Annotated in this window: 30 protein-coding genes and 1 pseudogene; 20 read left to right on the forward strand and 11 right to left on the reverse strand. The window is 42.6% G+C overall.

Annotated elements, in window-relative coordinates:
• Positions 1 to 95 precede the first annotated feature (95 nt).
• The 8 genes from DFP77_RS07415 (at position 96) to DFP77_RS07450 (ending at position 4452) form a co-directional block, all read left to right on the forward strand.
• Positions 96 to 539 carry a DUF2753 family protein gene (locus DFP77_RS07415; protein ID WP_114411646.1) on the forward strand — a complete coding sequence of 148 codons (444 nt, stop codon included), beginning with the start codon at positions 96 to 98 and terminating at the stop codon, positions 537 to 539.
• Positions 530 to 754 carry a hypothetical protein gene (locus DFP77_RS07420; protein ID WP_114411647.1) on the forward strand — a complete coding sequence of 75 codons (225 nt, stop codon included), beginning with the start codon at positions 530 to 532 and terminating at the stop codon, positions 752 to 754. Before DFP77_RS07415 ends, DFP77_RS07420 begins: the two co-directional genes overlap by 10 nt.
• A gap of 94 nt (positions 755 to 848) precedes the next feature.
• The gene (locus tag DFP77_RS07425; RefSeq protein WP_114411648.1) at positions 849 to 1133 is read left to right on the forward strand and encodes a S24/S26 family peptidase; all 285 of its coding nucleotides are present in this window, start codon (positions 849 to 851) and stop codon (positions 1131 to 1133) included.
• 131 nt (positions 1134 to 1264) lie between these two features.
• Positions 1265 to 1885, forward strand: a complete 621-nt coding sequence (locus DFP77_RS07430; RefSeq protein WP_114411649.1) for a YitT family protein — start codon at positions 1265 to 1267, stop codon at positions 1883 to 1885.
• A 149-nt stretch (positions 1886 to 2034) separates the two neighbouring features.
• The gene (locus DFP77_RS07435; protein ID WP_114411650.1) at positions 2035 to 2565 is read left to right on the forward strand and encodes a GNAT family N-acetyltransferase; all 531 of its coding nucleotides are present in this window, start codon (positions 2035 to 2037) and stop codon (positions 2563 to 2565) included.
• 26 nt (positions 2566 to 2591) lie between these two features.
• Positions 2592 to 3281, forward strand: coding sequence for a pseudouridine synthase (locus tag DFP77_RS07440; protein WP_114411651.1), 690 nt, complete (start codon positions 2592 to 2594; stop codon positions 3279 to 3281).
• 14 nt (positions 3282 to 3295) lie between these two features.
• Positions 3296 to 3664: a DUF2750 domain-containing protein gene (locus DFP77_RS07445; RefSeq protein ID WP_114411652.1), complete on the forward strand. Its 369-nt coding sequence runs from the start codon at positions 3296 to 3298 to the stop codon at positions 3662 to 3664.
• Between the two features lie 158 nt (positions 3665 to 3822).
• Entirely contained in the window at positions 3823 to 4452 is a 630-nt protein-coding gene (locus DFP77_RS07450; protein WP_114411653.1) for a TetR family transcriptional regulator C-terminal domain-containing protein, read from the forward strand.
• A 6-nt stretch (positions 4453 to 4458) separates the two neighbouring features.
• Here DFP77_RS07450 and DFP77_RS07455 read toward each other — a convergent pair whose 3' ends face one another.
• Entirely contained in the window at positions 4459 to 7923 is a 3465-nt protein-coding gene (locus tag DFP77_RS07455; protein WP_114411654.1) for a PAS domain-containing hybrid sensor histidine kinase/response regulator, read from the reverse strand.
• Between the two features lie 225 nt (positions 7924 to 8148).
• Between DFP77_RS07455 and DFP77_RS07460 the strand changes: the two genes are divergently transcribed.
• From DFP77_RS07460 to DFP77_RS07480, 5 genes are all read left to right on the forward strand, one after another.
• On the forward strand, positions 8149 to 8511 hold the full coding sequence (locus tag DFP77_RS07460) for a DOPA 4,5-dioxygenase family protein (RefSeq protein ID WP_114411655.1): 363 nt from the start codon (positions 8149 to 8151) through the stop codon (positions 8509 to 8511).
• Between the two features lie 41 nt (positions 8512 to 8552).
• Positions 8553 to 8987 (forward strand): GNAT family N-acetyltransferase, encoded by a 435-nt coding sequence (locus DFP77_RS07465; RefSeq protein WP_114411656.1) that lies wholly within the window; start codon positions 8553 to 8555, stop codon positions 8985 to 8987.
• 302 nt (positions 8988 to 9289) lie between these two features.
• Positions 9290 to 9772 (forward strand): FKBP-type peptidyl-prolyl cis-trans isomerase, encoded by a 483-nt coding sequence (locus tag DFP77_RS07470; protein WP_114411657.1) that lies wholly within the window; start codon positions 9290 to 9292, stop codon positions 9770 to 9772.
• A gap of 220 nt (positions 9773 to 9992) precedes the next feature.
• Positions 9993 to 10835: a DUF6279 family lipoprotein gene (locus DFP77_RS07475; RefSeq protein ID WP_114411658.1), complete on the forward strand. Its 843-nt coding sequence runs from the start codon at positions 9993 to 9995 to the stop codon at positions 10833 to 10835.
• A 21-nt stretch (positions 10836 to 10856) separates the two neighbouring features.
• The gene (locus DFP77_RS07480) at positions 10857 to 11480 is read left to right on the forward strand and encodes a uracil-DNA glycosylase family protein (protein ID WP_114411659.1); all 624 of its coding nucleotides are present in this window, start codon (positions 10857 to 10859) and stop codon (positions 11478 to 11480) included.
• Here the strand turns inward: DFP77_RS07480 and DFP77_RS07485 are convergent.
• From DFP77_RS07485 to DFP77_RS07495, 3 genes are all read right to left on the reverse strand, one after another.
• Positions 11449 to 11913, reverse strand: a complete 465-nt coding sequence (locus tag DFP77_RS07485; protein WP_114411660.1) for a GNAT family N-acetyltransferase — start codon at positions 11911 to 11913, stop codon at positions 11449 to 11451. The two genes, DFP77_RS07480 and DFP77_RS07485, sit on opposite strands and share 32 nt — an antisense overlap.
• 47 nt (positions 11914 to 11960) lie before the next feature.
• On the reverse strand, positions 11961 to 12332 hold the full coding sequence (locus DFP77_RS07490) for a glutathione S-transferase N-terminal domain-containing protein (protein WP_114411661.1): 372 nt from the start codon (positions 12330 to 12332) through the stop codon (positions 11961 to 11963).
• A 302-nt stretch (positions 12333 to 12634) separates the two neighbouring features.
• The gene (locus DFP77_RS07495) at positions 12635 to 12838 is read right to left on the reverse strand and encodes an RSP_7527 family protein (RefSeq protein WP_114411662.1); all 204 of its coding nucleotides are present in this window, start codon (positions 12836 to 12838) and stop codon (positions 12635 to 12637) included.
• 264 nt (positions 12839 to 13102) lie between these two features.
• On the opposite strand from DFP77_RS07495, the gene DFP77_RS07500 reads away from it, so the two are divergent.
• Positions 13103 to 14338 (forward strand): aminotransferase class V-fold PLP-dependent enzyme, encoded by a 1236-nt coding sequence (locus tag DFP77_RS07500; RefSeq protein WP_114411663.1) that lies wholly within the window; start codon positions 13103 to 13105, stop codon positions 14336 to 14338.
• 62 nt (positions 14339 to 14400) lie between these two features.
• On the opposite strand, the gene bluB is transcribed toward DFP77_RS07500, so the two are convergent.
• The 4 genes from bluB to DFP77_RS07520 all read right to left on the reverse strand — a co-directional run bounded on the left by bluB (position 14401) and on the right by DFP77_RS07520 (position 17808).
• Positions 14401 to 15057, reverse strand: coding sequence for a 5,6-dimethylbenzimidazole synthase (gene bluB / locus DFP77_RS07505; protein WP_114411664.1), 657 nt, complete (start codon positions 15055 to 15057; stop codon positions 14401 to 14403).
• A gap of 90 nt (positions 15058 to 15147) precedes the next feature.
• The gene (locus DFP77_RS07510) at positions 15148 to 15675 is read right to left on the reverse strand and encodes a hypothetical protein (RefSeq protein WP_114411665.1); all 528 of its coding nucleotides are present in this window, start codon (positions 15673 to 15675) and stop codon (positions 15148 to 15150) included.
• Between the two features lie 100 nt (positions 15676 to 15775).
• On the reverse strand, positions 15776 to 17542 hold the full coding sequence (locus DFP77_RS07515) for a sodium:solute symporter family protein (RefSeq protein ID WP_114411666.1): 1767 nt from the start codon (positions 17540 to 17542) through the stop codon (positions 15776 to 15778).
• A 5-nt stretch (positions 17543 to 17547) separates the two neighbouring features.
• Complete coding sequence (locus DFP77_RS07520) at positions 17548 to 17808, reverse strand: DUF4212 domain-containing protein (protein WP_114411667.1); 261 nt, start codon at positions 17806 to 17808, stop codon at positions 17548 to 17550.
• A 155-nt stretch (positions 17809 to 17963) separates the two neighbouring features.
• Between DFP77_RS07520 and DFP77_RS19780 the strand changes: the two are divergent.
• The 3 genes and pseudogenes from DFP77_RS19780 to DFP77_RS07530 form a co-directional block, all read left to right on the forward strand.
• Positions 17964 to 18155: pseudogene (locus tag DFP77_RS19780) on the forward strand (DUF6500 family protein); the annotation flags it as partial.
• 6 nt (positions 18156 to 18161) lie between these two features.
• Positions 18162 to 18614, forward strand: a complete 453-nt coding sequence (locus DFP77_RS07525) for a VOC family protein (RefSeq protein WP_114411692.1) — start codon at positions 18162 to 18164, stop codon at positions 18612 to 18614.
• A 124-nt stretch (positions 18615 to 18738) separates the two neighbouring features.
• Entirely contained in the window at positions 18739 to 19197 is a 459-nt protein-coding gene (locus tag DFP77_RS07530) for an MOSC domain-containing protein (RefSeq protein WP_114411668.1), read from the forward strand.
• 89 nt (positions 19198 to 19286) lie between these two features.
• Here the strand turns inward: DFP77_RS07530 and DFP77_RS07535 are convergent, their stop codons facing one another.
• From DFP77_RS07535 to DFP77_RS07545, 3 genes are read right to left on the reverse strand one after another with little or no spacing between them, the layout of a single operon-like run.
• Positions 19287 to 20591, reverse strand: coding sequence for a TRAP transporter large permease (locus DFP77_RS07535; RefSeq protein WP_114411669.1), 1305 nt, complete (start codon positions 20589 to 20591; stop codon positions 19287 to 19289).
• Between the two features lie 14 nt (positions 20592 to 20605).
• Positions 20606 to 21112, reverse strand: a complete 507-nt coding sequence (locus tag DFP77_RS07540) for a TRAP transporter small permease (RefSeq protein ID WP_114411670.1) — start codon at positions 21110 to 21112, stop codon at positions 20606 to 20608.
• A gap of 6 nt (positions 21113 to 21118) precedes the next feature.
• On the reverse strand, positions 21119 to 22111 hold the full coding sequence (locus DFP77_RS07545; protein WP_114411671.1) for a sialic acid TRAP transporter substrate-binding protein SiaP: 993 nt from the start codon (positions 22109 to 22111) through the stop codon (positions 21119 to 21121).
• A gap of 189 nt (positions 22112 to 22300) precedes the next feature.
• On the opposite strand from DFP77_RS07545, the gene DFP77_RS07550 reads away from it, so the two are divergent.
• The 3 genes from DFP77_RS07550 to DFP77_RS07560 are packed head-to-tail and all read left to right on the forward strand — an operon-like array spanning position 22301 to position 26565.
• Positions 22301 to 23182 carry a dihydrodipicolinate synthase family protein gene (locus DFP77_RS07550; RefSeq protein WP_114411672.1) on the forward strand — a complete coding sequence of 294 codons (882 nt, stop codon included), beginning with the start codon at positions 22301 to 22303 and terminating at the stop codon, positions 23180 to 23182.
• A gap of 34 nt (positions 23183 to 23216) precedes the next feature.
• Positions 23217 to 23897 (forward strand): GntR family transcriptional regulator, encoded by a 681-nt coding sequence (locus DFP77_RS07555; RefSeq protein WP_114411673.1) that lies wholly within the window; start codon positions 23217 to 23219, stop codon positions 23895 to 23897.
• 1 nt (position 23898) lies between these two features.
• Positions 23899 to 26565, forward strand: coding sequence for a family 78 glycoside hydrolase catalytic domain (locus tag DFP77_RS07560; RefSeq protein WP_181858514.1), 2667 nt, complete (start codon positions 23899 to 23901; stop codon positions 26563 to 26565).
• The last annotated feature ends 2 nt before the right edge of the window (positions 26566 to 26567 follow it).

Here is a 26567-nt window from a genome sequence, read left to right on the forward strand (position 1 = left end):
TTAATTCTCAATATAGTTGGATTTATTTTACTTCTTTTACGATAATGATTCTCATTAGGTTTTAATGTGTATCATAACAAATCGTGGAGAAGACAATGCAGGATTGGGAGCGTTTAACTAGACAGGCAAATCGAGCGTATTCAAACAATGCTTTTACTGATGCTGTCGATCTGAATCGGCAAGCTTTGTGCGAAGCAGAGCGTTCGTTTGATGAAGACTTTTTTCGGGATGCTGAGTCTGCCGTGGCTGCGGCGGCTGTTAGCTTTCTTAATATTGCCGAGTCATACACTGCGCTGGGTGATTTTATTTCGGCAAATACGCAATTTGAACGCGCTGTCCATTTTTTACAAACTGTTATATCTCGTCCAGATATGAACAATGAGCAACGCAGCTTGATCATGCGCACTGCTACTCATATTCGCTTTGAATGGGATCTTTTTACGCAGTCTTATCAAAAAGATGTGTCGGCGCAAAGCAAGACGTTGGTGCAGGCTTTATCCAGCGCGATTACAGCGCCAAATGCTTACGTATGCCATTAGCTATTAAACTGCAATTATTAGCGAGCATGATGCTGAGTTCCTATTTGCAGGCAAGTTCAGGTCAAGTCGATTCTGCATGGGGAGTTAACGGGCTACTTCACCTTCTTGCGGTTGGTTCTGGTCTTTTTGCTATTGTTGGAAGCCTTGTTTATAAGCAGTGGATTCGTCATCGAAAAACACGACAGCAAGAGGAGGGCGAACATCATGATGCATAATCTGATGAAGATCTTGGATAAAGTGATATCTTTTAAAGTCGCAAAAGCGTCTTGTGAACAATTAAATAGCGAATAGCATTATATAGGTGTGATTATGTTCCACTTAATAAAAGTGCAGGGGGAAAGTATGGCCCCGCATTTACACGATGGCGATTTTGTTTGCATCAGCCGATGGTATCGCAAGTTGAGTGCTGGTCATATTGTGGTTGTGGACCATGCTTTCTATGGTTTGATTATTAAAAAAATCCTGCATATTGCACCCGATGGTCAGCTCTGGCTTGGTGGTGAAGCAAACAAAAGCCTGCAATCCGAACGCATTGGTTGGGTATCACCTAGGCGCGTCATTGGAAAAGTTATCAGTCAGATATGTGCATCATAAAAGGTGTACAGAAATCTAGACGGTTTCCTAAAAGCTGATAAAACGGTTTACGAGTCTGATGTTGGTCTAGAGCATTTTTTTCTCTAGAATCCACGCATATCAACCTTAATCATTTATTCAGTGAGAAAACCATGTCAACTGCCGAGCTACCAACAGTGAAAAAACACACACGCCTTGAAGATGTCCAAGCTGTGATTCTTGGTACCTTAATTATTGCGTTAGGTGTGAACCTTTATACTCATGCTGGCCTGTTAACCGGAGGGTCTGCTGGGTTGGCTTTTCTAATGAAGTATGCGACGCCTTTGACTTTTGGTCAGGCATTTTTCTTAATCAACCTGCCATTTTATGTTTTAGCGATTATACATTTTGGTTGGGAATTCACTATTAAGACTTTTCTTTCTGTATTTTGCTTGTCGGTCTTTGCTGATGTGACTCCGATGTTAGTCAACTTCAATGAAGTTAATCCGTTGTATGCCAGTATTGCTGGTGGTTTTTTGATGGGCGTGGGTTTTTTAATGTTATTTCGTCATAACGCTAGTCTGGGCGGACTTAATATTCTGGCACGCTATTTGGCTGAAAAATATGGAATCTCCATGGGGAAATTCCAGATGGCAGTTGATTGTATGATTGTACTACTGTCTGTGTTTGTTGTTGATTACACGTTAATTCTTATCTCGGTTGTTGGTGCTGTTGCATTAAATATGATTATTGCAGTAAACCATAAGCCTGGCCGCTACATGGGTAATGTGTAGTTATAGCTAACCGCACGCGAGAAAAAATATTAAAAAGGCGACTTAGGTCGTCTTTTTTTCTGTCTTGATGTTGAACTCGTAGGTAGGCGTTTCCTAACAGAGCTACGCTCAGGTATTATTACCTCAACCAAAAGTGCGAGGAAAAGCGTTTGGAATTACTTAAAGTAGACAACCTTAATCCCTATCTGGATGATCTAATTGAGCTCTTGTGTGATGCGGTGGATTCAGGTGCGCCAATTGGTTTTTTACCACCAATGAGCGAATCCGAAGCAAAAGCGTATTGGCAGATCGTAAACGATGATCTACAGGCCAATGCTCGACAAGTTTTGTTGGTTCGTGAAGACGACAAAGTTGTTGGAAGTGTGCAGATCGCTATGTCTCCAAAAGCGAACGCGTTGCATCGTTGTGATGTCGAAAAGCTGATGGTTCATACGCAAGCACGAGAGCACGGTTTAGGAAGTACCCTTATGCAAGGGGTAGAGCGTGTCGCCGCAGCGATGCAAAGGCAACTGTTGATACTGGAAGTGAGAAGCGATGATATTGCTCACGACATGTATGTCAATATGGGCTATATTCCGTTTGGCGAAGTTCCTGGTTACACGCGCAGTGCAAGCGGTATGCTGCACAATGCCACATTTTTCTACAAAGAAATTGAAACCACTCACGAAGTATTCTCTTAATTTAAACAAAGCCATAGGCGACTCCCTTGAGACTTGATTTTTATATATCCCATGTGACTGAATTGGCACGTAAAGCAGCAAAAATAGCGGCATCTAAAGGCCGTGTTACGGTTAATGGAGAGGTGGTTAAGAAAGCCAACTACACCGTGCAAGAAGGGGATAAGGTTTGCCTAGATGACACCCTTTTAGCGTGGCCATCTGAAGGGTATTATTTGATGTATAAACCTGCAGGCTACGTCTGCGCAACTCAAGACCCTGATCATCCTACCGTATTGGATTTACTGCCTTCACATTTAGGGCAAGAGCTAAAAATTGTGGGCCGCTTGGATAAAGACACCACAGGTTTATTGCTATTAACCACTGATGGACAATGGCTGCATCGTATTACGTCACCACGTAATGCTTGTAATAAACGCTACCGTATAATGTTGGCAGACCCTATTAACGATAGTGATTTGAAGCAGTTGGAGGAAGGGGTTATGTTGAATGGCGAGGCACAACCAACCTTACCCGCTACTGCTGAGCGAATTAGCGAGTGTGATATTTATTTAACGATTCAAGAAGGTAAATATCACCAAGTAAAAAGAATGTTAGCGGCAGTTGGCAATAAAGTAGAAGAACTTCACCGCGATCAAATAGGCCCACTTTCGTTGGATGCCGACCTAGAGGCAGGTGAATTCCGTCAATTGACTGATGCAGAAGTAGCTTACTTTTAATAAGAGATTGAAGAATGAAAGAATTATCGATGGAAGAACGCGTTCAGTTGTTAATCGCCCCAGATAGCGAGCGTTTGGCGTATTTTATTGAACAAGCAAAAGCGACGGAATTGGTTTGGAGCCTAAGCAACGAAGAAGGCTTCGTCATGGTTGAAACTGACGATGGTGATTGCGTAATGGTTTGGCCTGATGCGGAATTTGCCAGCCAGTGGGCGATTGAAGATTGGGATGACTGTGAACCTGTTTCAGTTTCCCTAGAGACGTTTAAGGGTGAGTGGTTACCAAGCCTTGCATTAGACAATATTACCGTTGCCGTTTTTCCAAACATTGAAGACGAAGGTAAGTTATCGACAGCGCAAGAGTTAACGGATTTACTGGCTTAATATAAAAAAATAACCCCTCCCTAATCCTCCCCTTCAAAGACACAAGGTGAGGTAAGGAAATTAGCTTGCTTCTCTCCCTCCCAAGGGGGAGGTTGGGAGAGTTTATGTCTTGCTTCAGTGCTGTTCGCAAAAAATACAAATAAGGACTCAACTCCCCCATGAGCAAACGTCAAAATCACCGTGAAGAAGTCTTTGTCAAAATCTTAGAAGCCGCTGAAATGGAGTTCGGGCTTAAAGGTTACAGCGGCGCTAGCTTGCAGCACATTGCTGAGCGGGCAGGCTTGCCTAAACCCAATATCATTTATTATTTTCAGTCTAAAGCCAATTTGTATAAGCAAGTACTTGATCAAACATTGATGGGGTGGAACGACCTATTTGATCGTGCCACTTTGGACGATGATCCTGCTGTGGTACTAGACAGTTTTATACGAGTAAAACTAAAACAAAGCTTTGATAACCCTGGCACGTCGCGACTATTTGCGATGGAAGTTATTGGTGGTGCATTGCATATCGGTGACTATCTTAAAGAAGAGCTTAGACCTTGGTTTAAATCGCGTGCTGAACTGCTACAAGGTTGGATGGATGCGGGCAAGATGCGCCAATGTGATCCTGCTAGTGTTATCTACATGATTTGGTCAACGACGCAGCATTATGCCGACTTTGAGGCGCAGGTTTTGGCGCTGAGTGGCATAGAATCATTGGGAGATGAAGATCTACACCGCATTGGTGATACCGTTAGCGGTATTATTCTAGCTGGTTGTGGTCTTACTTTACCGGCTGCAAGCTAAGCGCTATTACTTCTCATCTTCTCTTAGTTGATGAATGTGTTGTACCAAAGCCCGTAATTTTGCGGGCTTTGCTGGTTTTGCCATGTAGGTAATATTGTGTTGTTTACATTGTTCAACCAGTTCCGGATCGCGCAGAGCGGTAATCAAAACCGCAGGTATGGGTTTTCCTGCTCGGTTTCTGAGTTCTTTGATTAGGGACAAACCATCTTTATTATCATCAAGGTGATAATCTACTAACAGCAATTCTGCTTCACCTTCACCTTCAGCTTCTAGCGCATCTTGGAAACGATTAAAGGTCCTACAATCACACTGCCAATGGGTGAGGAGGGTGTTCATTGCCGTTAGATTGTTCTTTTCATCGTCGATACACCAAACATAACAATGTGCCAGCTTTTCTGGCTCCGTACTTGCAGTTTGTGGTGTTGCGAGGCCGACAATATCATTACTTTTAGCTAAAGGAATACCAATGCTGAAGCAGCTTCCGCGTCCCGGAGTGGAATGTATTTTCGTCGCCAAGCCCAATTGCTTTTGCATACGACGTACCAGTCCAAGCCCTAATCCCATACCCGGTTCTTGGGTGTTTTCCCAACGGTAGAAATCATCAAATATCTTCTTTTGCTCGGAAGCGGGAATGCCGACGCCAGTGTCCCAGACTTGTAGATATACTGCACTGCCTTTGGGGCGAACACTTAAGAGTACTCGGCCGTGTTGTGTGTATTTTACGGCGTTAGAGACAAAGTTTTGGATAATACGACGTAAATAGATTGGGTCTGTATGAACTCTGAATGGGCGCAAATGTGTGGTTAGTTTTAGGTTTTTACTTTCGGCAATTACACCGAATTCGGCTATGATAGGCGCTAAAATATCCTGTAAACAACAGTCGATTAACTTGGGTTGAATTGCGCCTTGGTCCAGTCGAGCGATTTCCAATAGAGTTGAAATCAAGGCTTCTGTGGACTCTAAGGAGTCGGATAATTTACCAATGACTTGGTTGGTATCATTTGGTAGCTGGGTGGACTGTAAAATCCCCATGTAAAGCTTAGCCGCGTTTAATGGCTGTAGGATATCGTGGCTAGCAAGTGCAAGAAACTCGGTTTTTGAGGCGTTGGCTTTTTCGGCTTCGGCTTTGGCACTAATTAGTGCTTTTTCAGCTTGATTACGGCGCTCAATTTCTTGCATTAACTCATTGTTGACGCCTTGAACTTCTTCTGTACGAGCTTCAACGCGTTTTTCTAAATCTATGTTGGCTTCTTTGAGCGCTTGCTGACTTTCAATATGCTCGGTGACGTCGGTAAAACTGGTGACAAAGCCACCGTCAGGGAGTGGATTGCCCACCATTTCGATAACGCGACCACTGCCACGACGACGTAAAAAGCGGTGCGTTGTGCCTTTCCTTAGATGTTCTAATCGCTTATTAACGAGCTCTTCTATTTCGCCAACGCCACACTCTCCACGTTCGGCATTAAAGCGAATCAATTCTTCAACAGGCAATCCGACGGTCAGCATGCCTTCTGGGTATGGGTAGAGCGATAGATAAGTCTTGTTCCAAGCGACTATTCGTAGTTCTTTATCGACGACGCTGATGCCTTGGTCTAAATTGTCCATGGAAACAAATAAGAGGTTTTGGCTGAACTGAATGGCTTGGGTTGTTTCATCCAGGTAGGTTACCATTTCTTCTACTTTGATTTGTTTATCAACTAGGATGGAATTGATAATGGTGCGTGCCGAAGAGCCTCCTAAGACACCACCTAAAATACGTTCACAGTAATCAACAAAAAGTCGATTTGGTGATGCATTATTTTGCAGTGTTTGGCTGTAATCTTGTTCAAAACTGGATAGGACTTGTTGGCATTTTTGCTTTCCTAAAAAAGTTTCTAACAAAACAAAAAAATCACTGTTAGTCGCTTTGCTTTTAGGTTTAAAGAAGCCTTTTTCTAGTTCGGTTGTTGGGCTGACAAAAGCTGTTGCTTGAATGCGGTCAATTAGGCGCTCTGTGGATAATAAAGAACCGGTGATATAGCCAAAAATATTAGCGAGTAGGCTGATAAAAGCTCCGTAGCTGATAAGTTCAGAGCGTGATTGCGCACTGTAGAGAGTCCAATCCATGTTGCCTGTTAGTGGCAGCATCATTAGTAACATCCAGGATAGAAACCCCAATGTTAGGCCCGCATAAACGCCATGGGCGTGAGCGCGTTTCCAATATAGACCGCCAAGCACCGCGGGCATAAGTTGTAAAACTAGCGAAAAGGCCAGTATACCAGTGCTCGCTAATGACTCTGCATTGGCCATGTTCTGATAATACAAAAAAGATAGCGCTAAAATTCCTATCATCGCCAAGCGACGGATCATTAATATACGGCGCCGATAAAGTGGTAGCGCTTGTTGCTGAGCGCTGGCACGCGCCAGCATTAGAGGCAAAATTACATCATTACTGATCATTATACTTAGAGCGAAGGTGGCAATAATGATCATCGCGGTGGTGGCTGACATTCCGCCCAGAAAAATCAACATCTGCAGCGGTAAGTTGTCTGAGACTAGTGCAAACTGAATAACGTAAGTGTCTGGATTAATGTCGGCAGAAAAAAGGCTTTGTCCGGCAATGGCGATGGGGGGAATAATAGCGGCAAAAATTAATAGATAAAGAGGAAAGAGCCAGCGTGCTGTATTGGATTGTTTATCATTTTGATGATCAACCACGGTGACATGGAATTGACGCGGTAAACAGATAACGGCAGCAGCAGACATGAAGGTTTGCATTAGAAACGGAAACGACAAAAATTGCTCTGGGTGCCACACAGTAAAGTCGACATTCTGACTCATTTCATCGAGTGAAAGTTCTTGTGTCATTAATATGGCGACTAAACCAACCGCAACAATGGCAATGAGCTTGAATAATGATTCTGTTCCTATGGCGAGCATCATACCTGAACGATATTCCGTCACTTCAACTTTACGTGTACCAAATAACATCGCAAAGATACCAATTAATATCGTCGCGAACAAAACGACAAATCCCGTAGAGGATTCGTCTTGGTTAACAAATAGAGCAAAATTTGAACCGATGGCTTTTAGTTGCAAGGCAATATAAGGAATTACAGCAAGCATACTGATTAATATGACTAAAGGGGCCGTCATTGGGCGTTTGCCATATCGAGAAGAGATAAAATCTGCGATTGAAGTAATGTTTTGCTTGCGGCTTACAGTGATCATTTTTCGCAGCATCGGGAAAGCAAGCAAATATAAGAGAATTGGTCCTAGCAAAATGGGCAGGTAACTCCAGCCAGAGCGAGAGGCCTCACCAATCGATCCATAGAATGTCCATGCCGTACAATAAATAGCTAGAGAAAGGCTGTAGACCAAGGGGTGGCGAGTCAGCTTTTTGGCCGTTGGACTTTCTTTATCGCCCCAAATAGCGATCCAGAACAGACCTAAAACATAAAGGATAGCTAACAGAACCCAGAAAACAGTCATTTAATTCGATACCTGAATATAGGCTGAGAGATTATTGTTGTATGAATTAAATGTAACACAGCTTCTTAAAGAATCCTCTACGACTAAGGTAGCGTAATGTATGGGAGCATTGTTTCCGATCTAGAAATACTGCTTTTACTACAACAAGCTCTTTTGAAATGCTGACTAATGCTAGAATCAATATCAAGAAATTAACGATATATACCTACAAGGTTTGGAGTAAAAATGAGCACACTTCCTTCATATAAGAACATCAAGGCGTTTCATGCTCACCTTTATTACAATGATGAAGCGGGCGTTGAAATCGCTAAACAGGTAGCAGAGCAAGCAGACGAATTATTTGAAATTCGTATTGGACGTTTTCATCTGAAACCGGTCGGCCCACATCCTGTATGGAGTTGTCAGCTTTCATTCACAGCTGAGACTTTTGGTAAGATAATTCCATGGTTAATGCTTAATCGCCAATCACTGGATGTTTTTGTGCACCCTATTACTGGGGATGAGTATGTGGATCATACGCAGGGTATTAGCTGGCTAGGAAACGCTTATGAGCTTGATATCTCTCAATTTACTTCCTCTAGACAGTAGTGTTTTTAAAATAGTTAATGAGTGGGTAGGGGCTGGAAAGTATGAAAATTCGAAAGGCTCAGTTACAAGATGCTAAGGCGATAGCCGATATCGCTTCGGCTTTGGGTTATCAAAGTAGCAGTTCAGAAACCTTAGCCGTAAAACGTCTTAATCGATTGATAAACTCCTGTAATGACCAAGTTTGGGTGGCGGAGTTGAATGGCCAGTTAATTGGCTGGCTCCATGCCCAGCACGCTTTTCGAGTGGCTTCGACAGATTTTATTGAAATTCTTGGTTTGTCTGTATCTGATCAAGCACGGCGAAAAGGTGTAGGGCGCTCTTTGGTAGAAATGGCGAAAGAGTGGGCGACAGATGAGCAGGTTTGTTTACGAGTTCGCACTAATGATATCCGTGAAGGTGCAAAAACTTTTTATTCTGCATTAGGTTTCTCTAGCGCAAAAACGCAATCAGTTTTTCAAATCGAGCACTTTGTATAATCACTCAACTAGCTTTGCATACCTGAAAAAGAGCTCAAATATTGTTTTAAAATTGATCAATATGATTTTTTTTTGATTTTTTTTCTAATTATTGGGTAAACATCCCTTTAAAAATCGTCGAACGTACCAAACTTCTACGCTTATACGGTAGTTATTGCGTTTATGGGACGTTATCATAATGTCAGCAACTATTGTTTGGGTTCGTGTTGTGGCGGTGTAACGCTTATTGTTGAAATGTAAGGTTTGCTTGTATCAAGCTCTCGTTCCCTCATTATTAATTATTTACTCATTAGGAGAATACAATGCAAATCACAGAAAACGCCGTTGTTAGCATGCACTACACACTAACTGATGAACAAGGCCAAGAGCTTGATTCTTCTGTAGGTCAAGACCCTTTAGTATTTCTAAGTGGCGCGCAAAATATCATTGATGGTCTAGACAAAGCCCTTCAAGGTAAAGCAGCTGGTGATAAACTTGCTGTGTCTGTTGCACCTGAAGGTGGTTACGGTGCAGTTCATCAAGAGTTGATCCAAAAAGTACCAACTGAAAATTTCCAAGGCGTTGATGAAATCCAAGTTGGTATGCAATTCATGGCTCAGACTCCTGGTGGTCAACAGCCAGTAACTGTTATCGCAGTTGAAGAAGATGGCGTTATGCTAGATGGTAACCATCCTTTAGCAGGCAAAACATTGAGCTTTGATGTAGAGATCATCGATGTACGTGCTGCTTCTGAAGAAGAGCTAGAGCACGGACATGTCCACGGTGAAGGCGGTCATCAGCACTAAGCCTATTTCTTAGAAATAGCAGAATATAAAGTAAGCGGCTTCTGACTGTTATAATGACAAGCAGAAGCCGTTTTTTTATGTGTTAGAAATGGTAGGGAAGGCTTTATCATCATATAAATTCTTCCTTACCCCTATTAAAGTAATCCGTTTGATTGATGTGCTCGTACAGGATAAATATAAAATTAATTTATATTACGTGACTTAAGGAGTGGGATCGCAAATGAAGAAGGCTAAGTTTCCTATAGTAGTATTGTTTAGTTTTCTTTTGAGCGCCTGTTCATCATCTTTTGTGTACAACAATATTGATTGGCTGCTTTATTGGTATGTCGACGACTATATAGATTTATCGGCGGATCAAGAGTCTGCGTTGGACGAGCGTATTGCTTCATGGCAAAGCTGGCATCGTTCTACAGAACTTGAAAGGTATCAAATTCAGCTCAAAAGCCTGAGAGCTAAGTTAAATTCTGGGATTCTCACTGGGGAGCAATGGCTGAGTGAATTCGATGAAGCACAGCAACACCTGAATCGCTTTCGAACGAAAATTGCGCCAGAGCTGGCAGCTATTGCGCAAAAATTATCTACCGAGCAGGTAGAAGGCTTACTAACTTCATGGCATAAGAAAATACAAGAACGCCAGTCTGAATTTGAAAAGCGAACAGAGAAGGAGCGGTTAACTCGTCGAGAGAAGCGTTTAACTGAGTTCGTTGAAGATAATGTAGGTAAGCTAAGCCAGCAACAGAATAATGTTATCAAGCAGTATGCACCGACATTTATCTCAATATCTAGTGAGCAAATGGCCTATCAAACTCGCTTACAAGATGTGGTAAGAGACATTTTTGCGAATCCAGATAGTCTAGAGTTTAAGCAGCAACTTACCCAAGTTATTCGCAACCCAGACCAGTTCAAAACCACTTCATATCAAGAAAAGTTAGATCATAACGTACGTTTGTATGCTCACATGTTGGCAGAGCTCAACCGCACTTTTACCCAAAAACAAAAATTAAAGCTCGATGCTAAGCTTGAAGAGTGGATTAATTTAACTGAGGATTTGATTTCAGATTAATTATATAACGGATAAATAACAATGGCAGATGCCTTTATCAAATTGAAGCAGGACATTCTTGGCTGTCAGTACTGTGCCGATGTTTTGCCTTATCCCCCGAAGCCTATTCTGCAAATTCACCCAAACGCTAAGCTATTAATTGCCGGGCAAGCGCCAGGTCAAAAGACCCATGATATTGGTCGTCCCTTTGATGATTTAAGTGGAGACCGCTTGCGTGATTGGCTTGGATTGTCAGTAGATGAGTTTTACGATGAACAGCAAGTGGCTATTGTTCCCATGGGTTTTTGCTTTCCTGGGAATAGCTTTCATAAAAATGGGCCATCAGCTGGGAGAAAGTCCGGTGATTTACCACCACTCCCTGAATGCGCTATTAAATGGCGAGAGGCTGTACTTAGTCAGCTGAAGCATATTGAATTAACTATTGTGCTGGGAGCTTATGCGCAAACGTATCATTTAGGTAAGTCAGGAAACGTGACGGAGCAGGTGAGGCAGTGGCAGTATTGGATGGAGCAAGGTAAATTAGTATTACCTCACCCAAGCCCAAGGAATAACCGCTGGCTCAAGCAAAACCCTTGGTTTGAAGCAGAAGTTATGCCTGAGCTAAAATCGCGGGTTAACTGTTTACGTCAGTCATCCTCGTCATGAGGTAATGTTCTATGCCATCTTCCATATAGGGATCGGACACAGTAATAAAACCGTGGGATTGGTAGAAGCGCTCAAGGTGAGACTGCGCCCCAATTTTAATCGGGCTGTCTGGCCAAAGTTTCAGAGTGGCTTTAATCGCATTTGTCATTAGTACGTGGCCAATTTTATCTTTACGGCTTTCTTGTGCGACAACGACTCGTCCTATGCTGGTGTAGCCTGAGTAAGAAACGTCTTTTGCTAGCAGTCGAGCATATGCGACGATTTGATTGTCTTTTAGGGCGTAAATATGTCGGGTATCTGGCAGGGTATCGACATCATCCAAATCCGGAAAAACACAATTTTGTTCGACAACAAAGACGTCACTACGAAGCTTGAGAATAGCGTATAAGGTGTGAGTGGTTAGCTCATTAAACGCTTGGCAATGCCAGATCATATTGTTTCCTATGTTTTATTAATGGAAAAATTCAATTGGCTTATGTACTAAGCAAAGCGCTTTTCAAGGTATCGAATGATCTCAGCTGATTCGTACAGCCATTCGACTTTGCCTTCTTCTTCTATGCGTAGGCAGGGAACTTTTACCTTTCCTCCACCTTGCAATAAGGCTTCACGATGCGGTGATCCTTCTTGGGCATTGCGTTTTTCAATAGGAAGGTTCAGCTTGTAGATAGCTCGACGTGTTTTAATGCAGAATGGACAAGCAAAAAACTGATAAAGCGCTAAATTAGCAGCCTGAGCATTTACTTGCTGCTGTTCTTCTAGTGATCGCTTGAGCTTTTTTCCTCGTGTTAAAACATCCAGTGTTGCAATGATAAGGCCCAGTAAATTACGGATAAGTTTGATAAATAGTTTCATGCTGCTTCTTGCCCTGTTGAAAATCGCAATATTCTAACGCTAAAGTGCATAATGTTTAAGCGATAGTCGAATGAGAAGCAAATTGTCTTAATCAAATAGCATTTCGGCATACTAGTGTGTGGAAGCAAAAGGGAAGTGTTTATTCAAGAAGAAAAGGAGATATAAAGAGAGGTGTGAGCAGGGGAAGCGCTTAATGTTTTTATTCTAGCGCCATTTCCTGTTCAAAAAGTCTGTTGGAGTAAGCCAAAGTATCTACTTATGAAAGTGGATGCTTCTCCAAAATAGTTCGACTCTTTGTTTTATTAAGCGTGCTGAGCAGAAGATGAAACGAATGTCGTTTTCAATTTTAGTACTGCTTTTTTAACCGCTTGAACTGCAGATGAAAAACCAGCAACGATGTATTCAGCGCGTTCAGCACGAGCAATAGCTTCGTATTTTTCAGCGTCAGTTAAATAAGAAGTGTTAACGTTTTGTAGAAGGTCTGCAATAGTTTGAGTGTTTTTCATGATGTAATCCTTATCAGTTCGTTGTTTAAATTAGGGCCAAAACAAACTTCGTTTTGATGCTTATATAGTAGAAACTCTGTGTAAATAAGACAAACGATAAAAAATACAGCCATAGGTGAAAAAAACTAATCAATGAGTGTTGTGCTTTCTGTCAGCCTATTCACAGAGGAAGTTAGGGCTGCTATGTTGGTTAGCTATACCTTTGACTAAGATAATGTGTGATTAATAAAGACAGTGAATAGCTTTTAATATGGAGATAAAGTGATGGCACCTAGATTAGATTTAGCGTTTGCTCGCTCCCAATTCCCAGCTTTTAACGAACCTTCTTTAGCGGGTCAGGCCTTTTTTGATAATGCTGGTGGGTCTTATGCTTGTCAGGCGGTGATTGATCATTTAGATCAATATTATCGAGAGACGAAACTACAACCTTATCATCTTCATCCTGCGGCACAAAAAGCGGGAGCTCAGATGGACCTAACGTATGAACGCTTAGCTTCTTATTTGAATGTAGATACTAGTGAAGTGCACCTTGGTCCTTCGACGTCTCAGAATACTTATGTTTTGGCACAAGCCTTCGGCAAGATCTTAGAAGCTGGCGATGAGATCATAGTCACTAATCAAGACCATGAAGCAAATATTGGTGTTTGGCGTGCGCTGGAATCGCGTGGGGTCGTGATTAAAGAATGGCAAGTGAATGCAAAGACAGGGTCGTTAGATATAAAGGATTTAGAAGCACTCTTAACTGAGCGAACCAAGCTTTTAGCCTTTACTCATTGCTCAAATATTGTGGCAGAAATTAATCCAGTAGCGGATATTTGCGCACGAGCGAAAGCAGCGGGTGTGGCAACTGTGGTGGATGGTGTGTCCTTTGCGGGCCATGGCTTGCCAGATGTGGGTTCTCTTGGCGCTGACATTTACTTGTTCTCGCTTTATAAAGCCTACGGAACACATCTTGGTGTCATGGTTATTCGCGATGCTATGGCGGATGAATTGGGCAATCAAGCGCATTATTTTAACAAAGCTTATCGTCAAAAATGGTTTGTGCCAGCTGGGCCTGATCATGCTCAAGTGGCAGCGAGCCGTGGAGTATTGGATTATTTTGATGCCTTGCACGATCATCACTTTGATGCGACGGATTCTGTTACCGAAAAAGCCCAACGTGTGCGAAATTTGTTGCATGATGCCGAGCAAGTCTTATTGGCTAGGTTGCTTAATTTTGTTGACCAACATCCCAAATTGACCTTACTTGGAACGGCCGATCCTGCCAATAAAGCGGCAACAGTATCTATTATTCCTAAAGGACAAACGCCTCAAGAGCTGGCGCAGAAGTTGGTGGATCAGGGCATAATTTGTGGCGCAGGGCACTTTTACGCAGTGCGTTTGTTGGAGGCTATGGGAGTGGATGCAAATACGGGCGTGGTTCGTTTGTCATTTGTGCATTATACCAATGACGAAGAAATGGATCAGTTGATTGAGGCTTTAGATAGGGCGCTCTTTTAGTCGTATTTTTGTAGCGACAAGGCAGACGAACCATCTGTCTTGTCTCTATTTTTTAATTTGTCTTATTCGCTCTTTGGATCTGGCCAAGAGTCGTAATGAACGGCCGAGCTGACGTCTCGCCTTGGCAGCCAGCCTGCTCTTTCAAGATCGGGTGTATCATGAAATTCTTCGACATAGCCCACGCATAAATAGGCAATGATATCGATGGATTCAGGAATGTTGAGCGTGTCGCGTATCGCCTTGTCATGAACAATACTGACCCAGCCAACACCTAGGTTTTCTGCTCTCGCGGCTAGCCATAGGTTTTGTACCGCGCACACAGAGCTGAATAAATCCATTTCTGGCTTGGCTGTGCGTCCTAGTACGACAGACCCTGTTCTGCTGCGATCACAAGTCACGCAAATACCCAATGGTGCTTCTTCAATGCCTTCTAGTTTGAAACTCTTGTATTGCTCTTTGCGTTCGCCTTCAAATAGCTCGGCGGCTTCTGCGTGTGCTTTTAGAAACCCCTTTTTAATTTGTGTTTTGGATTCTGGCTTAGAGACAAGAATGAAGTCCCAAGGCTGCATAAAACCGACACTCGGTGCATGGTGCGCAGCCAGTAAAACGCGTTCTAAAACATCATTTGGAATAGGATCGGGTTTGAATTCTCGTCGCACATCTCGGCGGGAAAAAATGGTTTTGTAAACCGCGTCGCGTTCTGCTGGAGTGATGTTCATAATATCGACTTTCGCTATTGGGTAAATCGATATTATGAGACGTTATCGTGTTTTATGCTAATGAGGAAAACTTAGGTTAAAGAGACTTTTTTAGGCTTGATCACTGCAAACCGCTTTTAGTAATAAATCATCGCTTTCAAGTGGATACCACGTTGAAGTGGATTGGCTTTTTGAGCTTGATGACGCACTAAATGATTGAGTAAAGTCGGTTCTGGCACCTTGAACACAATCGACTATTTGTGGAACGCGTTTCGCCATGTGGCGACGTTCAAAAAAGTATAGGTCGACGAGAACAAGATTCGGATCAATTTTATTTTTTGCAGAGTTCTCTACGTCAGCAGCAATAAAACGAAGAGTTTGTGGAAATACGTAGCTCCAAGGACGCCATGGGGCTTCTTCTTGAACGGTTTTTACAACGACAACACCCTCTGGTAACAGGCTAGTTTGGTGATCGTACCAGTCGTATTCGCCTTGGATTTGAAAACCAAGCATGGCAACACCTGCAAACACAGGAACCAACCATTTCGGAGCGGTTTGTTTGGTTATCTTCCTTAACAAAAGGGCAATACCTGCGCCGCCAATACCGGCAAAAACAGTAGCTATGAGTTCCCAAAACATAAGTGCTCTCTTTTTTGATTTTGTATGGATTCTTATTATAGGGAAAGTGGGCCTCACAAAGAAGTGAGGCCCACTTGATAGGGAGTGCTTTTGTTAAACCTTAGTGGTCAACTGCACCGCCAGCACCTTGAGGGTAACGAACGCTTTCAACAAGGTCTTGAATTTCTTTTGGTGGCGGAGGTGTCATTGAAGACACAGTGAATGCAACCACAAAGTTAATGACCGCACCAATAGCACCAAATGACAATGGTGAAATACCGAACAACCAATTATCTGGCGTGTTGGCAAAAGACGCCGTACCTGGAATGAAGAACCAGCCAAGGAATAGGAAGATATAAACCAAGGTAGCAATCAAGCCAGCTAGCATACCTGCAACCGCACCAGTGCTGTTTACTCGTTTAGAGAATATACCCATCATCAAAGCAGGGAAGATAGAGGCTGCGGCAATACCGAATGCCAATGCTACTACCTGCGCGGCGAATCCGGGTGGATTCATACCGAGATAGGTGGCGACTATGATGGCGACAAACATCGATATCCTAGCAACCAGTAGTTCCCCCTTATCGCTTATGTCTGGATTTATGGAGCCTTTTATTAAGTCATGACTCACCGCGGACGAAATAGCTAAGAGCAAACCAGCTGCCGTTGAAAGGGCTGCTGCTAGACCACCTGCAGCGATCAAACCAATTACCCAACCTGGAAGGTTCGCAATTTCTGGGTTTGCCAATACAAGAATGTCTCGGTTAACCACAAGCTCATTGCCTTCCCAACCACGTGCTGTCGCTTCTTCTTGGAATGCAGGCACATCGTTGTAGAATTGAACTCGACCGTCACCGTTTTTATCTTCAAACTTAATTAAACCTGTTGTTTCCCAAGTTTGTACCCAATCAGGACGCTCTGCGTACTCGATAGGGGCTTCTGTTGGGCCAGAAGGATAGATAGTGGTCAATAGATTCAAGCGAGCCATAGACGCAACAGCTGGTGCTGTTAGGTATAACAAAGCAATGAATACTAGTGCCCAACCAGCAGACCAACGAGCGTCAGCTACTTTAGGAACGGTGAAGAAACGAATGATAACGTGTGGTAGACCTGCGGTACCTATCATCAATGACAGTGTGAACAGAACCATGTTTAGTTTGTTATCTACGTCCGCAGTGTAATCTTGGAAGCCCAGTTCTCGCACTACTTCATCCAGTTTTTGCAACAATGGTATACCAGATTCTGTATGGTTAGAGAAAAGGCCGATAGCAGGAATAAACGTATCAGTCAGCTGCAAGGAGATGAAAACAGCTGGGATTGTGTAGGCTATGATCAATACAACATACTGTGCAACTTGAGTGTAAGTGATACCTTTCATACCACCTAATACCGCATAGAAGAATACAACAATCGCAGCGATGATAAGGCCAGTGTTGTTATCGACTTCTAAGAAGCGAGAGAAAGCGACACCCGCACCAGTCATTTGACCGATAACGTAAGTAACAGAAGCAATGATCAAACAAGCCACGGCAACCAAACGAGCGGTGCTGCTGTAGAAACGATCACCAATGAAATCTGGCACGGTAAATTTACCGAACTTACGTAAGTAAGGTGCTAGAAGCATAGCAAGCAATACGTAACCACCAGTCCAACCCATTAAATAGGTTGAGTTAGCGTAACCACCAGCCGCGATCAAGCCCGCCATAGAAATGAAGGACGCTGCTGACATCCAGTCTGCTGCTGTTGCCATACCGTTTAGTACAGGATGAACACCACCACCGGCTACGTAGAATTCTTTTGTTGAACCAGCGCGAGCCCAGAAGGCAATACCGAAGTAAAGCGCAAAGGAACCACCGACGAAAAGTAAATTGATAGTAAACTGATCCATGCGACTTACTCCTGAAGGCCAAATTCTTCATCAAGCTTGTTCATTTTCCACGCGTAGTGGAAGGTCAAAGCGATGAATACAAGAATGGAACCTTGCTGAGCGAACCAGAAGCCTAAATCAGCACCTCCGATCATAATGCCTGAGAGCATGGGACGAAGTAGGATAGCGCAGCCATAAGAGGCTAGCGCCCAAACCACCAAGCTGCCTAGTATCAGCCTTAGGTTTGCTTGCCAGTATTTTTCTGCATTAATATTATGATCTGACATGGTAGATCTCCTTATAATTATTTTTATACGCACTGTTAATTTAGCAGGCAGTCGATAGATAAGAAGTCAGACTTTAGTCGCATAGTGTATTTTTCAATCGATATATGTTGATGCGTGATACTTGCAAGATTTCTTTCTAAAAGGGATTAAGAGACGTGAATACTAAGATTAAACAAAAGATTCTTTTGGTTTGTGCTGAGAAAATCAAACAAAAAGGCGATGGTGTTCAGGTGTCTTTTTATGCGTTTTTTGCGAATAAAAACGATGATCCCGTTACCTTGATGACCGTTGCACGCTGGTGGATCGAAGAACAGCAATTGAATCACTTTGAAAAAGCCACCAAGATTTACGCTATGGTGGCTTCATTAGACGATACTTCAGCTTACTCGAATTCGACAGCAGCACAGCATAATGGCTTTAACCATCTGACCTTGAGTGTGTCTAATCTTGACGCATCACTTGAATTCTATGGTGGCCTGCTGGGCTTTAAAGGCGAAGTGCGGTGGAATACTGGCGCCTATTTGTCATACGGAAACTGCTGGCTTTGTTTATCTTTAGGTAAAGCAAAACCCAGTCAGGATTACACGCATTTCGCGTTTACTTATGATTTAGACGCTATGACTCAGATTCAACAAAAAACGGCTTTTAAGGCTGCGAGACAGTGGCAATCAAACAGTAGCGAAGGGGATTCCTTGTATATTGAAGACCCAGACGGCCATAAATTAGAATTGCATTCTGGTTCTCTTGCTTCGCGTCTGGATTCATTAAAAGTCAAACCTTATGATGGATTGGAGTGGCTCAATTAAATCTATAGCACATAGCCTCATTCAAGAAGAGTAACCTTCTTAATAACCGATCTTTTGGGGAAGGTTTTTAATCATTGTGTATGTCATAATCGACCAGTGACAGACATGTCTTAGGAGACAATGGGTGATTCAAGCAATTTTCGTATCGAAAAAGTCCAAACAATCACAGATAGGGATTGATGCCGTCAAAGTGGATGCCGGTAAAGGCATAGTAGGTGACCGATACTACGGTAAGAAAGGCACAGATGGTCCAAATATTACTTTTGTCGAAAGTGAAGAGATAGCCGCCTTTAATGCTAACTTCGCACAAAATATTGGCCTTTCAGCGACCAGAAGAAACATAGTGACCCAAGGTGTGCGACTGAACCAGTTAGTTGGGCAAGAATTCTCTATTGGCGATGTTCGCTTTTATGGTGTCGAACTGTGTGAACCTTGTGGCTCGTTAGGAAAGTCTCTTGCCAACGATTCTATATCATCACCGCAAGTGGTTAGAGCTTGGCTACATCGTGGTGGTTTAAGAGCTAATGTTTTAAGTACTGGCATATTAAGAACGGGCATGCAGTTTAATTTGATTAATAAGTAGTCATAGTTACGTTGTTAGCTTCGTTCAGGCGGCCAATTTTAAATTTTTAAGACCACCTGAACTTTTTGTTGTCACTTTTATATTTTGATTTATAGCATTCCTGCTAGCCTTGGTAACCAAAGTACTAAATCTGGCGAAAAGGTGAATATGACGAGTAAAGTTATAAGTATTCCTAAAAATACCCATATTTCCCGAATCATTTCTCCAACAGGAATGCCATTCAGCGCTTTAATTATATACAGCAATATACCGTAAGGCGGTGTTAATAAACCTATCATCATGTTGAAAACTAGCACTATTCCAAGATGGTTTAAGTCTATGCCAAGCAGCATCGCTGTAGGTATAAATAATGGCGTTACTACCAGCATAATGGTTGATACATCTAAGAAACATCCCATTACCAAATAGAGAATGTTGAGCAAAATTAAAAATTCGGTCTGGCTTAAGTTCCAAGAACTAAAAAGCTCAAAGACATTCTGAGGTAGCTGTTCAACAGTAATGACGTAATTAAAAATAAAGGCGCCACACAGTACTAATGTAACAACAGCCGTTGTTTTTACCGTATCAATGACAACATTCCAGAAGTCTTTTAACCCCATTACTCGATAAGCAAAGACGGCTAACAATAAAGCATAAAAAGCGGAAACAGCAGCCGCTTCAGTGGGGGTAAATACACCAGAGTAGATGCCGCCCAGTAAAATAACAGGCATCAAAAGAGCGGGGAAAGCTCTGATAAAAGCAATTGGTAAAGCTCTCCATGGAATGGCGTCTTCGACAGGAAAGCCTCTTACTTTAGCCATAATGAACACTGCAATTCCTAAAACCAAACACACCATCAGAGCAGGCACAACACCGGCTAAAAATAGTGCACCCACTGATGTTGAAGAAATAAGAGCATAAAACACCATAGGAATTGACGGTGGAAATATTGGTCCGACAACTGCCGATGTTGCGGTTAGGGCGCCAGCAAAACCTCTTGGATAACGGCCGCCTTTCGTCATCATATCTGTGATTATTTTACCAACTCCAGCCGCATCGGAGATAGCGGAACCAGACATACCTGAAAAAATAAGAGAGGTAATTATGTTTACTTGAGCTAGACCGCCCGGAATTCGTCCGACTAGGGCGAGAGAGAAAGTTAATAAACGGTCGGTTACTTTACCTGCATTCATAATGTTCGCTGCAAAAATGAATAAAGGAACTGCAAGGGCAACAAAGTTTCCAAAAGCACCATTCAATACATTTTCTGCGGCTAATCCGACATCATTTCCAGACATAAGTAGGTAGAAAATACTCGAAACAATCATGGCAATGCCAAGTGGCACGCCTGTTATGGTAATGGCAATTAAAATAACGAACATGATTAAGAGTGCGTATTCAGAGAAAAAATCCATGATCATGATTCCTATTAAATGTGGCTACGCCAGTCAGAGCCAAATAACTTACATAAGCGAATACCAGATTTAACGGTAAAGCCAACTAAAAAGAGCATGTAGCAGCTGTAAATTAAGTGCATTGGTACTCTTAAAACGGGGCTTTTTTTGCGAGTAAGAAAGTCTAAATAGTCTAGAGTCGCAGGCATTAAAATAACGAAAGATACGATAATGACAAGCATAGAGACGATGGCAAAGATACGTTTTGTTTTAGCTGGAACGATGTCATAAACCACTTCCAACGTTACGTGCCTTTTAATTGGTACCATAAAGGCGGCCGCCCAAAAGACAACCCAAATAAAGGCTATCATAATGAGTTCTTCGCTCCATCGAATGGGATCGTTGAGCACGTATCGATAGAATACTTGTATGATAAATCCGCTGAACGCTGCTAGAAAGAAGAGTGCTCCGATGGAATCGGCAAGTTTGGAAAGTAGCTTGCCGATTCTTGTCAGACCTCTCCTACGAATAGGAGTTGTCATAGAGTATTACTCCTGAGCTAGTTTGTTTATTTCTTCTATTAAACCTTTAGGCCAGTCTTTTGAACGATCAGAGTTTAAGTAATAGCTTTGAACGTGTTTGCGAAAGGCTTCAACGTTAGGAGTGGTAATGGTTAGACCTGCATCTTTAAAGACAGAGATTAGTCGTGCTTCTTCAGATTGACGCTTTTCATTATTCCAATCACAAGCCGTAACGGCTGCTTTTTGCATGGCTTTTTTCTCACCACTGTTCAGCTTATCCCACGTCTCATTGTTAACAACGATATTGATGGCATCAACTAAATGATCGGTCATGACAATTTGTTTGGTCACTTCATAGAATTTTGCGGCTTCAATAGTAGGAAGCGGATTGTCTTGTGCATCGATGGCGCCTGTTTGTAGCCCTAAATACACTTCACCAAAAGGCATAGGGGTTGCCGATGCACCTAACGCATCACCAAGGAAGAGCCAAGCGTCAGAACCAGGCATTCTTAATTTAACACCCTTTAAATCTTTTGGCGTTTTGATGTCGCGAGTGGTTCTAAGGTTCAGCTCACGAGTACCTAAATAACAGGCATCTAGAATTTGAACGTCCATCTCTTCTGATACATCTTTCTTAAAGGTTTGACCCACTTTTGAATTTAGAAACGCACGATAGTGCGCAGGGCTTTTAAATAAATAGCCAGATGTAAGTGCGCCATACTTTGGAATAGCGTCAGCAATTAATTGATAGGATAGGTAGGTCATTTCTACATTGCCACGCTGCATAGCATCTAAATCCGCGCCAGCTTTAAATAGAGCACCTGAATCGTATAACTGTATATCAAATCGATTTGGAACGGAGGTATTCAAAGAGTCTTTAAACACCGACATTGCTTTAGTGTGTAGGTCTGAAGGAACAGACGCAGTGGTGAACTTAAGCTCAATAGTTTCATTCGCAAACGCTGGAATGGCAAGAGTTGTGCAGCAACTAATCGCGGCAATTATTGTTTTTAATTTCATGCTTTTCTCCATTTTCATCAATTTTTATTTTTGTAGAGATTGCGGCTTAGGCGCTGGTTTCTAATCTACCAGCTTCCCTTAGCTTGATAAAACTTTACAGGGAAATTTTATCAAAGTATAGACTTATTGTATCAGTTGTATGATTATAGGTTTAATCAAAACAACAATAAGTTATTGGAGACTATCTCAATGCATGAATATACGGACTTAAAGGGAGTAATTGGAGCTTCATTAACGCCTATTGATTCGCATCAAAGGATTGATGTGTTAGCACTTAAAGGCCATTGTGATCATATGTTGTCTAAAGGGTGTGGATTTGTATCCGTATTTGGAACAACAGGTGAAGGCGCTTCCTTTTCTGCTCAACAAAAAATACAAGCGTTAGAAGAGTTATCGGCCCTTGGGGTGGATATGTCACGCCATATCCCAGGGGTCATTGCCTCATCCATTGATGATGCTGCGTTACTTTATAAAGCCGCAGCGGATCTAGGCTGTCGTGCAGCGCTGATATTGCCTCCTTATTATTATCAGCCTTCAGGTAATGAGGGTGTTGTGAATTTTTATGAAGCGGTAGTTGCTTCAGCTGGGACTCCTGATCTCGATATCGTTTTGTATAACTTTCCATTCTTTAGTGGTGTGCCATTTACGCCTTCTTTAGTTAAAGATGTTGTTGCAAGGTTGGGGGCGCGAATTGTTGGTATCAAAGACTCTACAGGCAATCTTAAAGATGGATTGGAGTTGATTGCTAGTTTCCCTGATTTATCAATATTTACCGGAGATGATCGAATTCTGAGTCGTATGGTTAGTGCTGGTGGTGCTGGCATGATAGGCGGTTTACCTAATCTTTTCCCAGAAGATAGCGTGACTTTGTATAAAGGTGGTGTTGATGATGCTTTTGAATCGCGCGCTGCAAAACGTATTGAAGCTATAGACGGTAATGGTGGTTTGATCTCCTTAAAAGCATTGCTATCAGATAAATACAATCAACCTTCTTTTTATAAGCCTTTACCCCCTTTATTACCTCTTTCTGATGATATTAGGACCGCGCTGAAGTTAGAATTAGACCTTTAGTACCTGTTATCAAACTGATTGATCGAGGCAAAAAATGAATGCAAAAGTAGTGACAGCTCCAATTAAATACAATGACGGTCGTATACGTCAGGTGGCTTATGAACAATTTCAAGAAGCTCTATTAGACGGGCGACTTCGACCTGGACAAATGGTTAGTCAGCGAGAATTAGTTGAAATGCTGCATTTATCCATTGGTGCATTAAGAGAGCTTTTGCCGAGGTTACAGTCTGAAAATTTGATTACGGTGCTACCTCAAAAAGGCATCATGATTCCTGCTATTGATTTACAGATGATTCGTGATGCTTTCCAAATGCGTGCAGCGTTAGAAAGAGAGGCTGTTCTGTATGCTTTGAAAAAAATGCCTGAAGAGGTATTGCTAGAGCAAAAAGCACTTCACCTTGAAATTATTGAAGCCGTAAAAGCGGGCTCATCAGAAGAGTTACTTCGCAGAGGGCAGGAAATAGACAGTGGCTTCCATTCATTGCTAATGCAATCAACGCGTAATGAGTTACTCATGGGCGCTTATGATATTAATAATATACGTATACGCCTGATCAAGTTAGATCGAATACGATTGAACTCTCTGACTTTACCTGCGGCCTTTGGTGATCATATTAAAATTATCGATGCACTGTTAGCACGTGATCGAAATGCGGCAATGGAAGCAATGGATCATCATATTGGTAATGCTAGAGAGCGAGCTTTGGAGTTGTAATATGTCTAGGGAATGCATCTATCTTCAAGCTCAAAATTTAAAATGCGAGAGTTTAAGATTACCTCGTGGCCTGAATCAATTGTCCCCTGTGTTGTCTTGGGGGTTAAAAGGTAAGGGGAGGATGTGTTCTTGGCAGATTATTGCTAGTGAATCAAAAGACAATGTCTACCAAGGTAATGGAACTGTCTGGGATAGCGGTGTTATCAAAGACGTTTGCTGTTTTGTTACTTGGGGTGGTAATCCACTATTACGTGATCAGCGAATTTGGTGGGCGGTTCAAGTCTGGGATGAAGAGGGGCAAAGTGCAGGGCGTTCTGAGCCAGCGCATTTCTTTACTGGGTTGGGTGAAGACGACTGGCAAGCCCAATGGGTAGCTCGCTATTTCGTTTTGCCCGCAGGCCGAGAGATACCACAAGATAATCATTATGATAACCGCTTCCAAGCTCGGCCAGCCGATTATTTGCGCCGACAATTTACCTTAAGCGCTGTGCCAGTTAGAGCGTTTGTTTATGTCAGCGCTCTTGGCTTGTATGAGTTATACCTAAATGGCATACGAGTTGGTGATGACGTTATGGCGCCAGGCTGGACCGACTATCATCGTCGTGTTGAGTATCAAAGCTACGATGTTACTGACTTGATTGCACCTTCAAGGAATGTCATTGGCGCCGTATTGGGAGAGGGTTGGTATTCTGGACGTGTTGGGCACAATCAAAGACGTGCAGGCAATCATTATGGTGGTCGTCCAGGGCTAATGTTCCAATTGCACATTGAATACGCCGATGGAAGCGTTAAGAAAATCGTTAGTGATGATCAATGGAGCACTAAGCAAGGCCCTATTTGTTACTCAGACTTTTTGGCTGGGGAAATGTATGACGCACGTTTGGAGCTAGTGGATTGGCTCACATCGGAATATGCTGAGGATAACTGGCAACCTGTTGAAGTATATTTGCCTGAGCCAAATGCCCCATTATTAGACGCGAGTCGAGCGGACGGTGTTAAAGAAGTCGCCCGACTTGAAGCAGCATCTGTTGAAAAGGCTTCCTCAGGCGAACTTATTTATAATTTTGGTCAAAACTTAGCGGGTTATGTTGAGTTAAAAGTGTCAGCGCCAAGAGGAACTGAAATACGAATTAGACACGCTGAGAGACTTGACGAGAAAGGCGATTTATACACTGAAAATTTACGGTATGCCGTTTCTGAAGATATTTATATTTGTAAGGGCGGTGGTGTTGAGTACTTTAAACCTCACTTTACTTTTCATGGCTTTCAATATGCAGGCGTTAGTTTGTCTGAAGCTGTTTCAGACCTCAGCGTCACAGCCATAGCTATTCAGAGCGACTTACCAGTAAGTGGGAAGATTAACACTGGTAATACTATGCTGAATCAGCTTTTATCCAATATTTTCTGGAGCCAGAGAGGGAACTTTTTAAGCGTGCCAACAGACTGTCCTCAGCGCGACGAACGATATGGTTGGTCTGCTGACGCTCAAGTGTTTTGGCGCACCGCTGGCTATTTTATGGATACCTCTGCTTTCCTTAAAAAATGGATGGAAGATCTTATTGATGGTCAGTCTGAAGAGGGCATTTTCCCCGATGTTGCGCCTACTAAACCATTAAACCCATATCGATTAACGCCACAGCCAGGTGCGCCTGCTTGGGGTGATGCACCGATTATTTTAGCTTGGCATCATTATTTACGTTACGCCGATCTAGATATGTTAGAGCGATGTTGGCAGCCATTTATTAAATGGATGAAAGTCATTGAGTCGACAAACCCTAATGGTATTCGAGTCAATGATGTTCATAACAACTATGGTGATTGGTTAGCCGTTGGCGATGAAACAGATAGAGGGCTTATTAATACCGCTTATTGGATCTATCTTGCAGATATCATGACAAGCATGGCTAAAGCTTTAAATAAAGATAGCTCGTCTTGGTCTGCACTGTCGAAAAAGCTAAGAAACGTATTTCTAGAGCAGTTTGTTTTAGAGGACGGTTCATTATCTGGTGATACGCAAACAGCGTATTTATTAGCCTTAGATTTTAAAATATTACCTCAAAGCCATGTTCCTACTGCTGCAGAGCATCTCGCTCGTTTGTTTAAGAGCTCCAATGGACATTTGCAAACGGGTTTCCTTGGTGTACGTCATTTAGCCCCCGTTATTAGCGACTACCTTTCTCCCACTCAAGCGATCGATTTACTGCTAAAAGACACATATCCGTCTTGGGGATTCTCAATAAAGCAAGGTGCAACCACGATATGGGAGCGCTGGGATGGCTGGACGCCAGAGAAGGGCTTCCAAAGTAAAGCTATGAACTCTTTCAATCATTATGCCTACGGTGCTATTGGTGAATGGGTCTGGGCTCGACTTGCTGGAATTGACTGGGATGAGGCGTCCCCTGGTTATACCAATGTAAAAATGAGCCCTATCTTCGATAAAAGAATTGGGTTCGTCGAAGCGAAATATGAGGCATGCACTGGCCTAATAAAAAGTCATTGGGAAATGAATAAAGACAACCCAGAAGAAGTGAGTTGGGTTGTAGAGCTACCGCCAAGTGTTAGCGCATCGATAACACTGTCTGATCCGTGGCGCTTTCAAGAAGAAAAGGACTTTGTGCTTGCTTCAGGAACCCATTCGATGAATATAAAAATATATAAGGAAAAATAATA

It is taken from the genome of Marinomonas foliarum (assembly GCF_003337275.1).
Classification (GTDB): domain Bacteria; phylum Pseudomonadota; class Gammaproteobacteria; order Pseudomonadales; family Marinomonadaceae; genus Marinomonas; species Marinomonas foliarum.

What these genes read in the sequence shown, in the direction of transcription:
- DFP77_RS07540 (WP_114411670.1), bottom strand. Translation starts at nt 21,112, where the DNA reads ATGACAACTCCTATTCGTAGGAGAGGTCTGACAAGAATCGGCAAGCTA.
- DFP77_RS07455 (WP_114411654.1), bottom strand. Translation starts at nt 7,923, where the DNA reads ATGACTGTTTTCTGGGTTCTGTTAGCTATCCTTTATGTTTTAGGTCTG.
- DFP77_RS07560 (WP_181858514.1), top strand. Translation starts at nt 23,899, where the DNA reads ATGTCTAGGGAATGCATCTATCTTCAAGCTCAAAATTTAAAATGCGAG.
- DFP77_RS07415 (WP_114411646.1), top strand. Translation starts at nt 96, where the DNA reads ATGCAGGATTGGGAGCGTTTAACTAGACAGGCAAATCGAGCGTATTCA.
- DFP77_RS07550 (WP_114411672.1), top strand. Translation starts at nt 22,301, where the DNA reads ATGCATGAATATACGGACTTAAAGGGAGTAATTGGAGCTTCATTAACG.
- DFP77_RS07475 (WP_114411658.1), top strand. Translation starts at nt 9,993, where the DNA reads ATGAAGAAGGCTAAGTTTCCTATAGTAGTATTGTTTAGTTTTCTTTTG.
- DFP77_RS07445 (WP_114411652.1), top strand. Translation starts at nt 3,296, where the DNA reads ATGAAAGAATTATCGATGGAAGAACGCGTTCAGTTGTTAATCGCCCCA.
- DFP77_RS07480 (WP_114411659.1), top strand. Translation starts at nt 10,857, where the DNA reads ATGGCAGATGCCTTTATCAAATTGAAGCAGGACATTCTTGGCTGTCAG.
- DFP77_RS07555 (WP_114411673.1), top strand. Translation starts at nt 23,217, where the DNA reads ATGAATGCAAAAGTAGTGACAGCTCCAATTAAATACAATGACGGTCGT.
- DFP77_RS07545 (WP_114411671.1), bottom strand. Translation starts at nt 22,111, where the DNA reads ATGAAATTAAAAACAATAATTGCCGCGATTAGTTGCTGCACAACTCTT.
- DFP77_RS07485 (WP_114411660.1), bottom strand. Translation starts at nt 11,913, where the DNA reads ATGATCTGGCATTGCCAAGCGTTTAATGAGCTAACCACTCACACCTTA.
- bluB (WP_114411664.1), bottom strand. Translation starts at nt 15,057, where the DNA reads ATGAACATCACTCCAGCAGAACGCGACGCGGTTTACAAAACCATTTTT.
- DFP77_RS07465 (WP_114411656.1), top strand. Translation starts at nt 8,553, where the DNA reads ATGAAAATTCGAAAGGCTCAGTTACAAGATGCTAAGGCGATAGCCGAT.
- DFP77_RS07515 (WP_114411666.1), bottom strand. Translation starts at nt 17,542, where the DNA reads ATGGATCAGTTTACTATCAATTTACTTTTCGTCGGTGGTTCCTTTGCG.
- DFP77_RS07460 (WP_114411655.1), top strand. Translation starts at nt 8,149, where the DNA reads ATGAGCACACTTCCTTCATATAAGAACATCAAGGCGTTTCATGCTCAC.
- DFP77_RS07430 (WP_114411649.1), top strand. Translation starts at nt 1,265, where the DNA reads ATGTCAACTGCCGAGCTACCAACAGTGAAAAAACACACACGCCTTGAA.
- DFP77_RS07520 (WP_114411667.1), bottom strand. Translation starts at nt 17,808, where the DNA reads ATGTCAGATCATAATATTAATGCAGAAAAATACTGGCAAGCAAACCTA.
- DFP77_RS07425 (WP_114411648.1), top strand. Translation starts at nt 849, where the DNA reads ATGTTCCACTTAATAAAAGTGCAGGGGGAAAGTATGGCCCCGCATTTA.
- DFP77_RS07525 (WP_114411692.1), top strand. Translation starts at nt 18,162, where the DNA reads ATGGTGGCTTCATTAGACGATACTTCAGCTTACTCGAATTCGACAGCA.
- DFP77_RS07495 (WP_114411662.1), bottom strand. Translation starts at nt 12,838, where the DNA reads ATGAAAAACACTCAAACTATTGCAGACCTTCTACAAAACGTTAACACT.
- DFP77_RS07470 (WP_114411657.1), top strand. Translation starts at nt 9,290, where the DNA reads ATGCAAATCACAGAAAACGCCGTTGTTAGCATGCACTACACACTAACT.
- DFP77_RS07450 (WP_114411653.1), top strand. Translation starts at nt 3,823, where the DNA reads ATGAGCAAACGTCAAAATCACCGTGAAGAAGTCTTTGTCAAAATCTTA.
- DFP77_RS07490 (WP_114411661.1), bottom strand. Translation starts at nt 12,332, where the DNA reads ATGAAACTATTTATCAAACTTATCCGTAATTTACTGGGCCTTATCATT.
- DFP77_RS07535 (WP_114411669.1), bottom strand. Translation starts at nt 20,591, where the DNA reads ATGGATTTTTTCTCTGAATACGCACTCTTAATCATGTTCGTTATTTTA.
- DFP77_RS07510 (WP_114411665.1), bottom strand. Translation starts at nt 15,675, where the DNA reads ATGTTTTGGGAACTCATAGCTACTGTTTTTGCCGGTATTGGCGGCGCA.
- DFP77_RS07500 (WP_114411663.1), top strand. Translation starts at nt 13,103, where the DNA reads ATGGCACCTAGATTAGATTTAGCGTTTGCTCGCTCCCAATTCCCAGCT.
- DFP77_RS07420 (WP_114411647.1), top strand. Translation starts at nt 530, where the DNA reads ATGCCATTAGCTATTAAACTGCAATTATTAGCGAGCATGATGCTGAGT.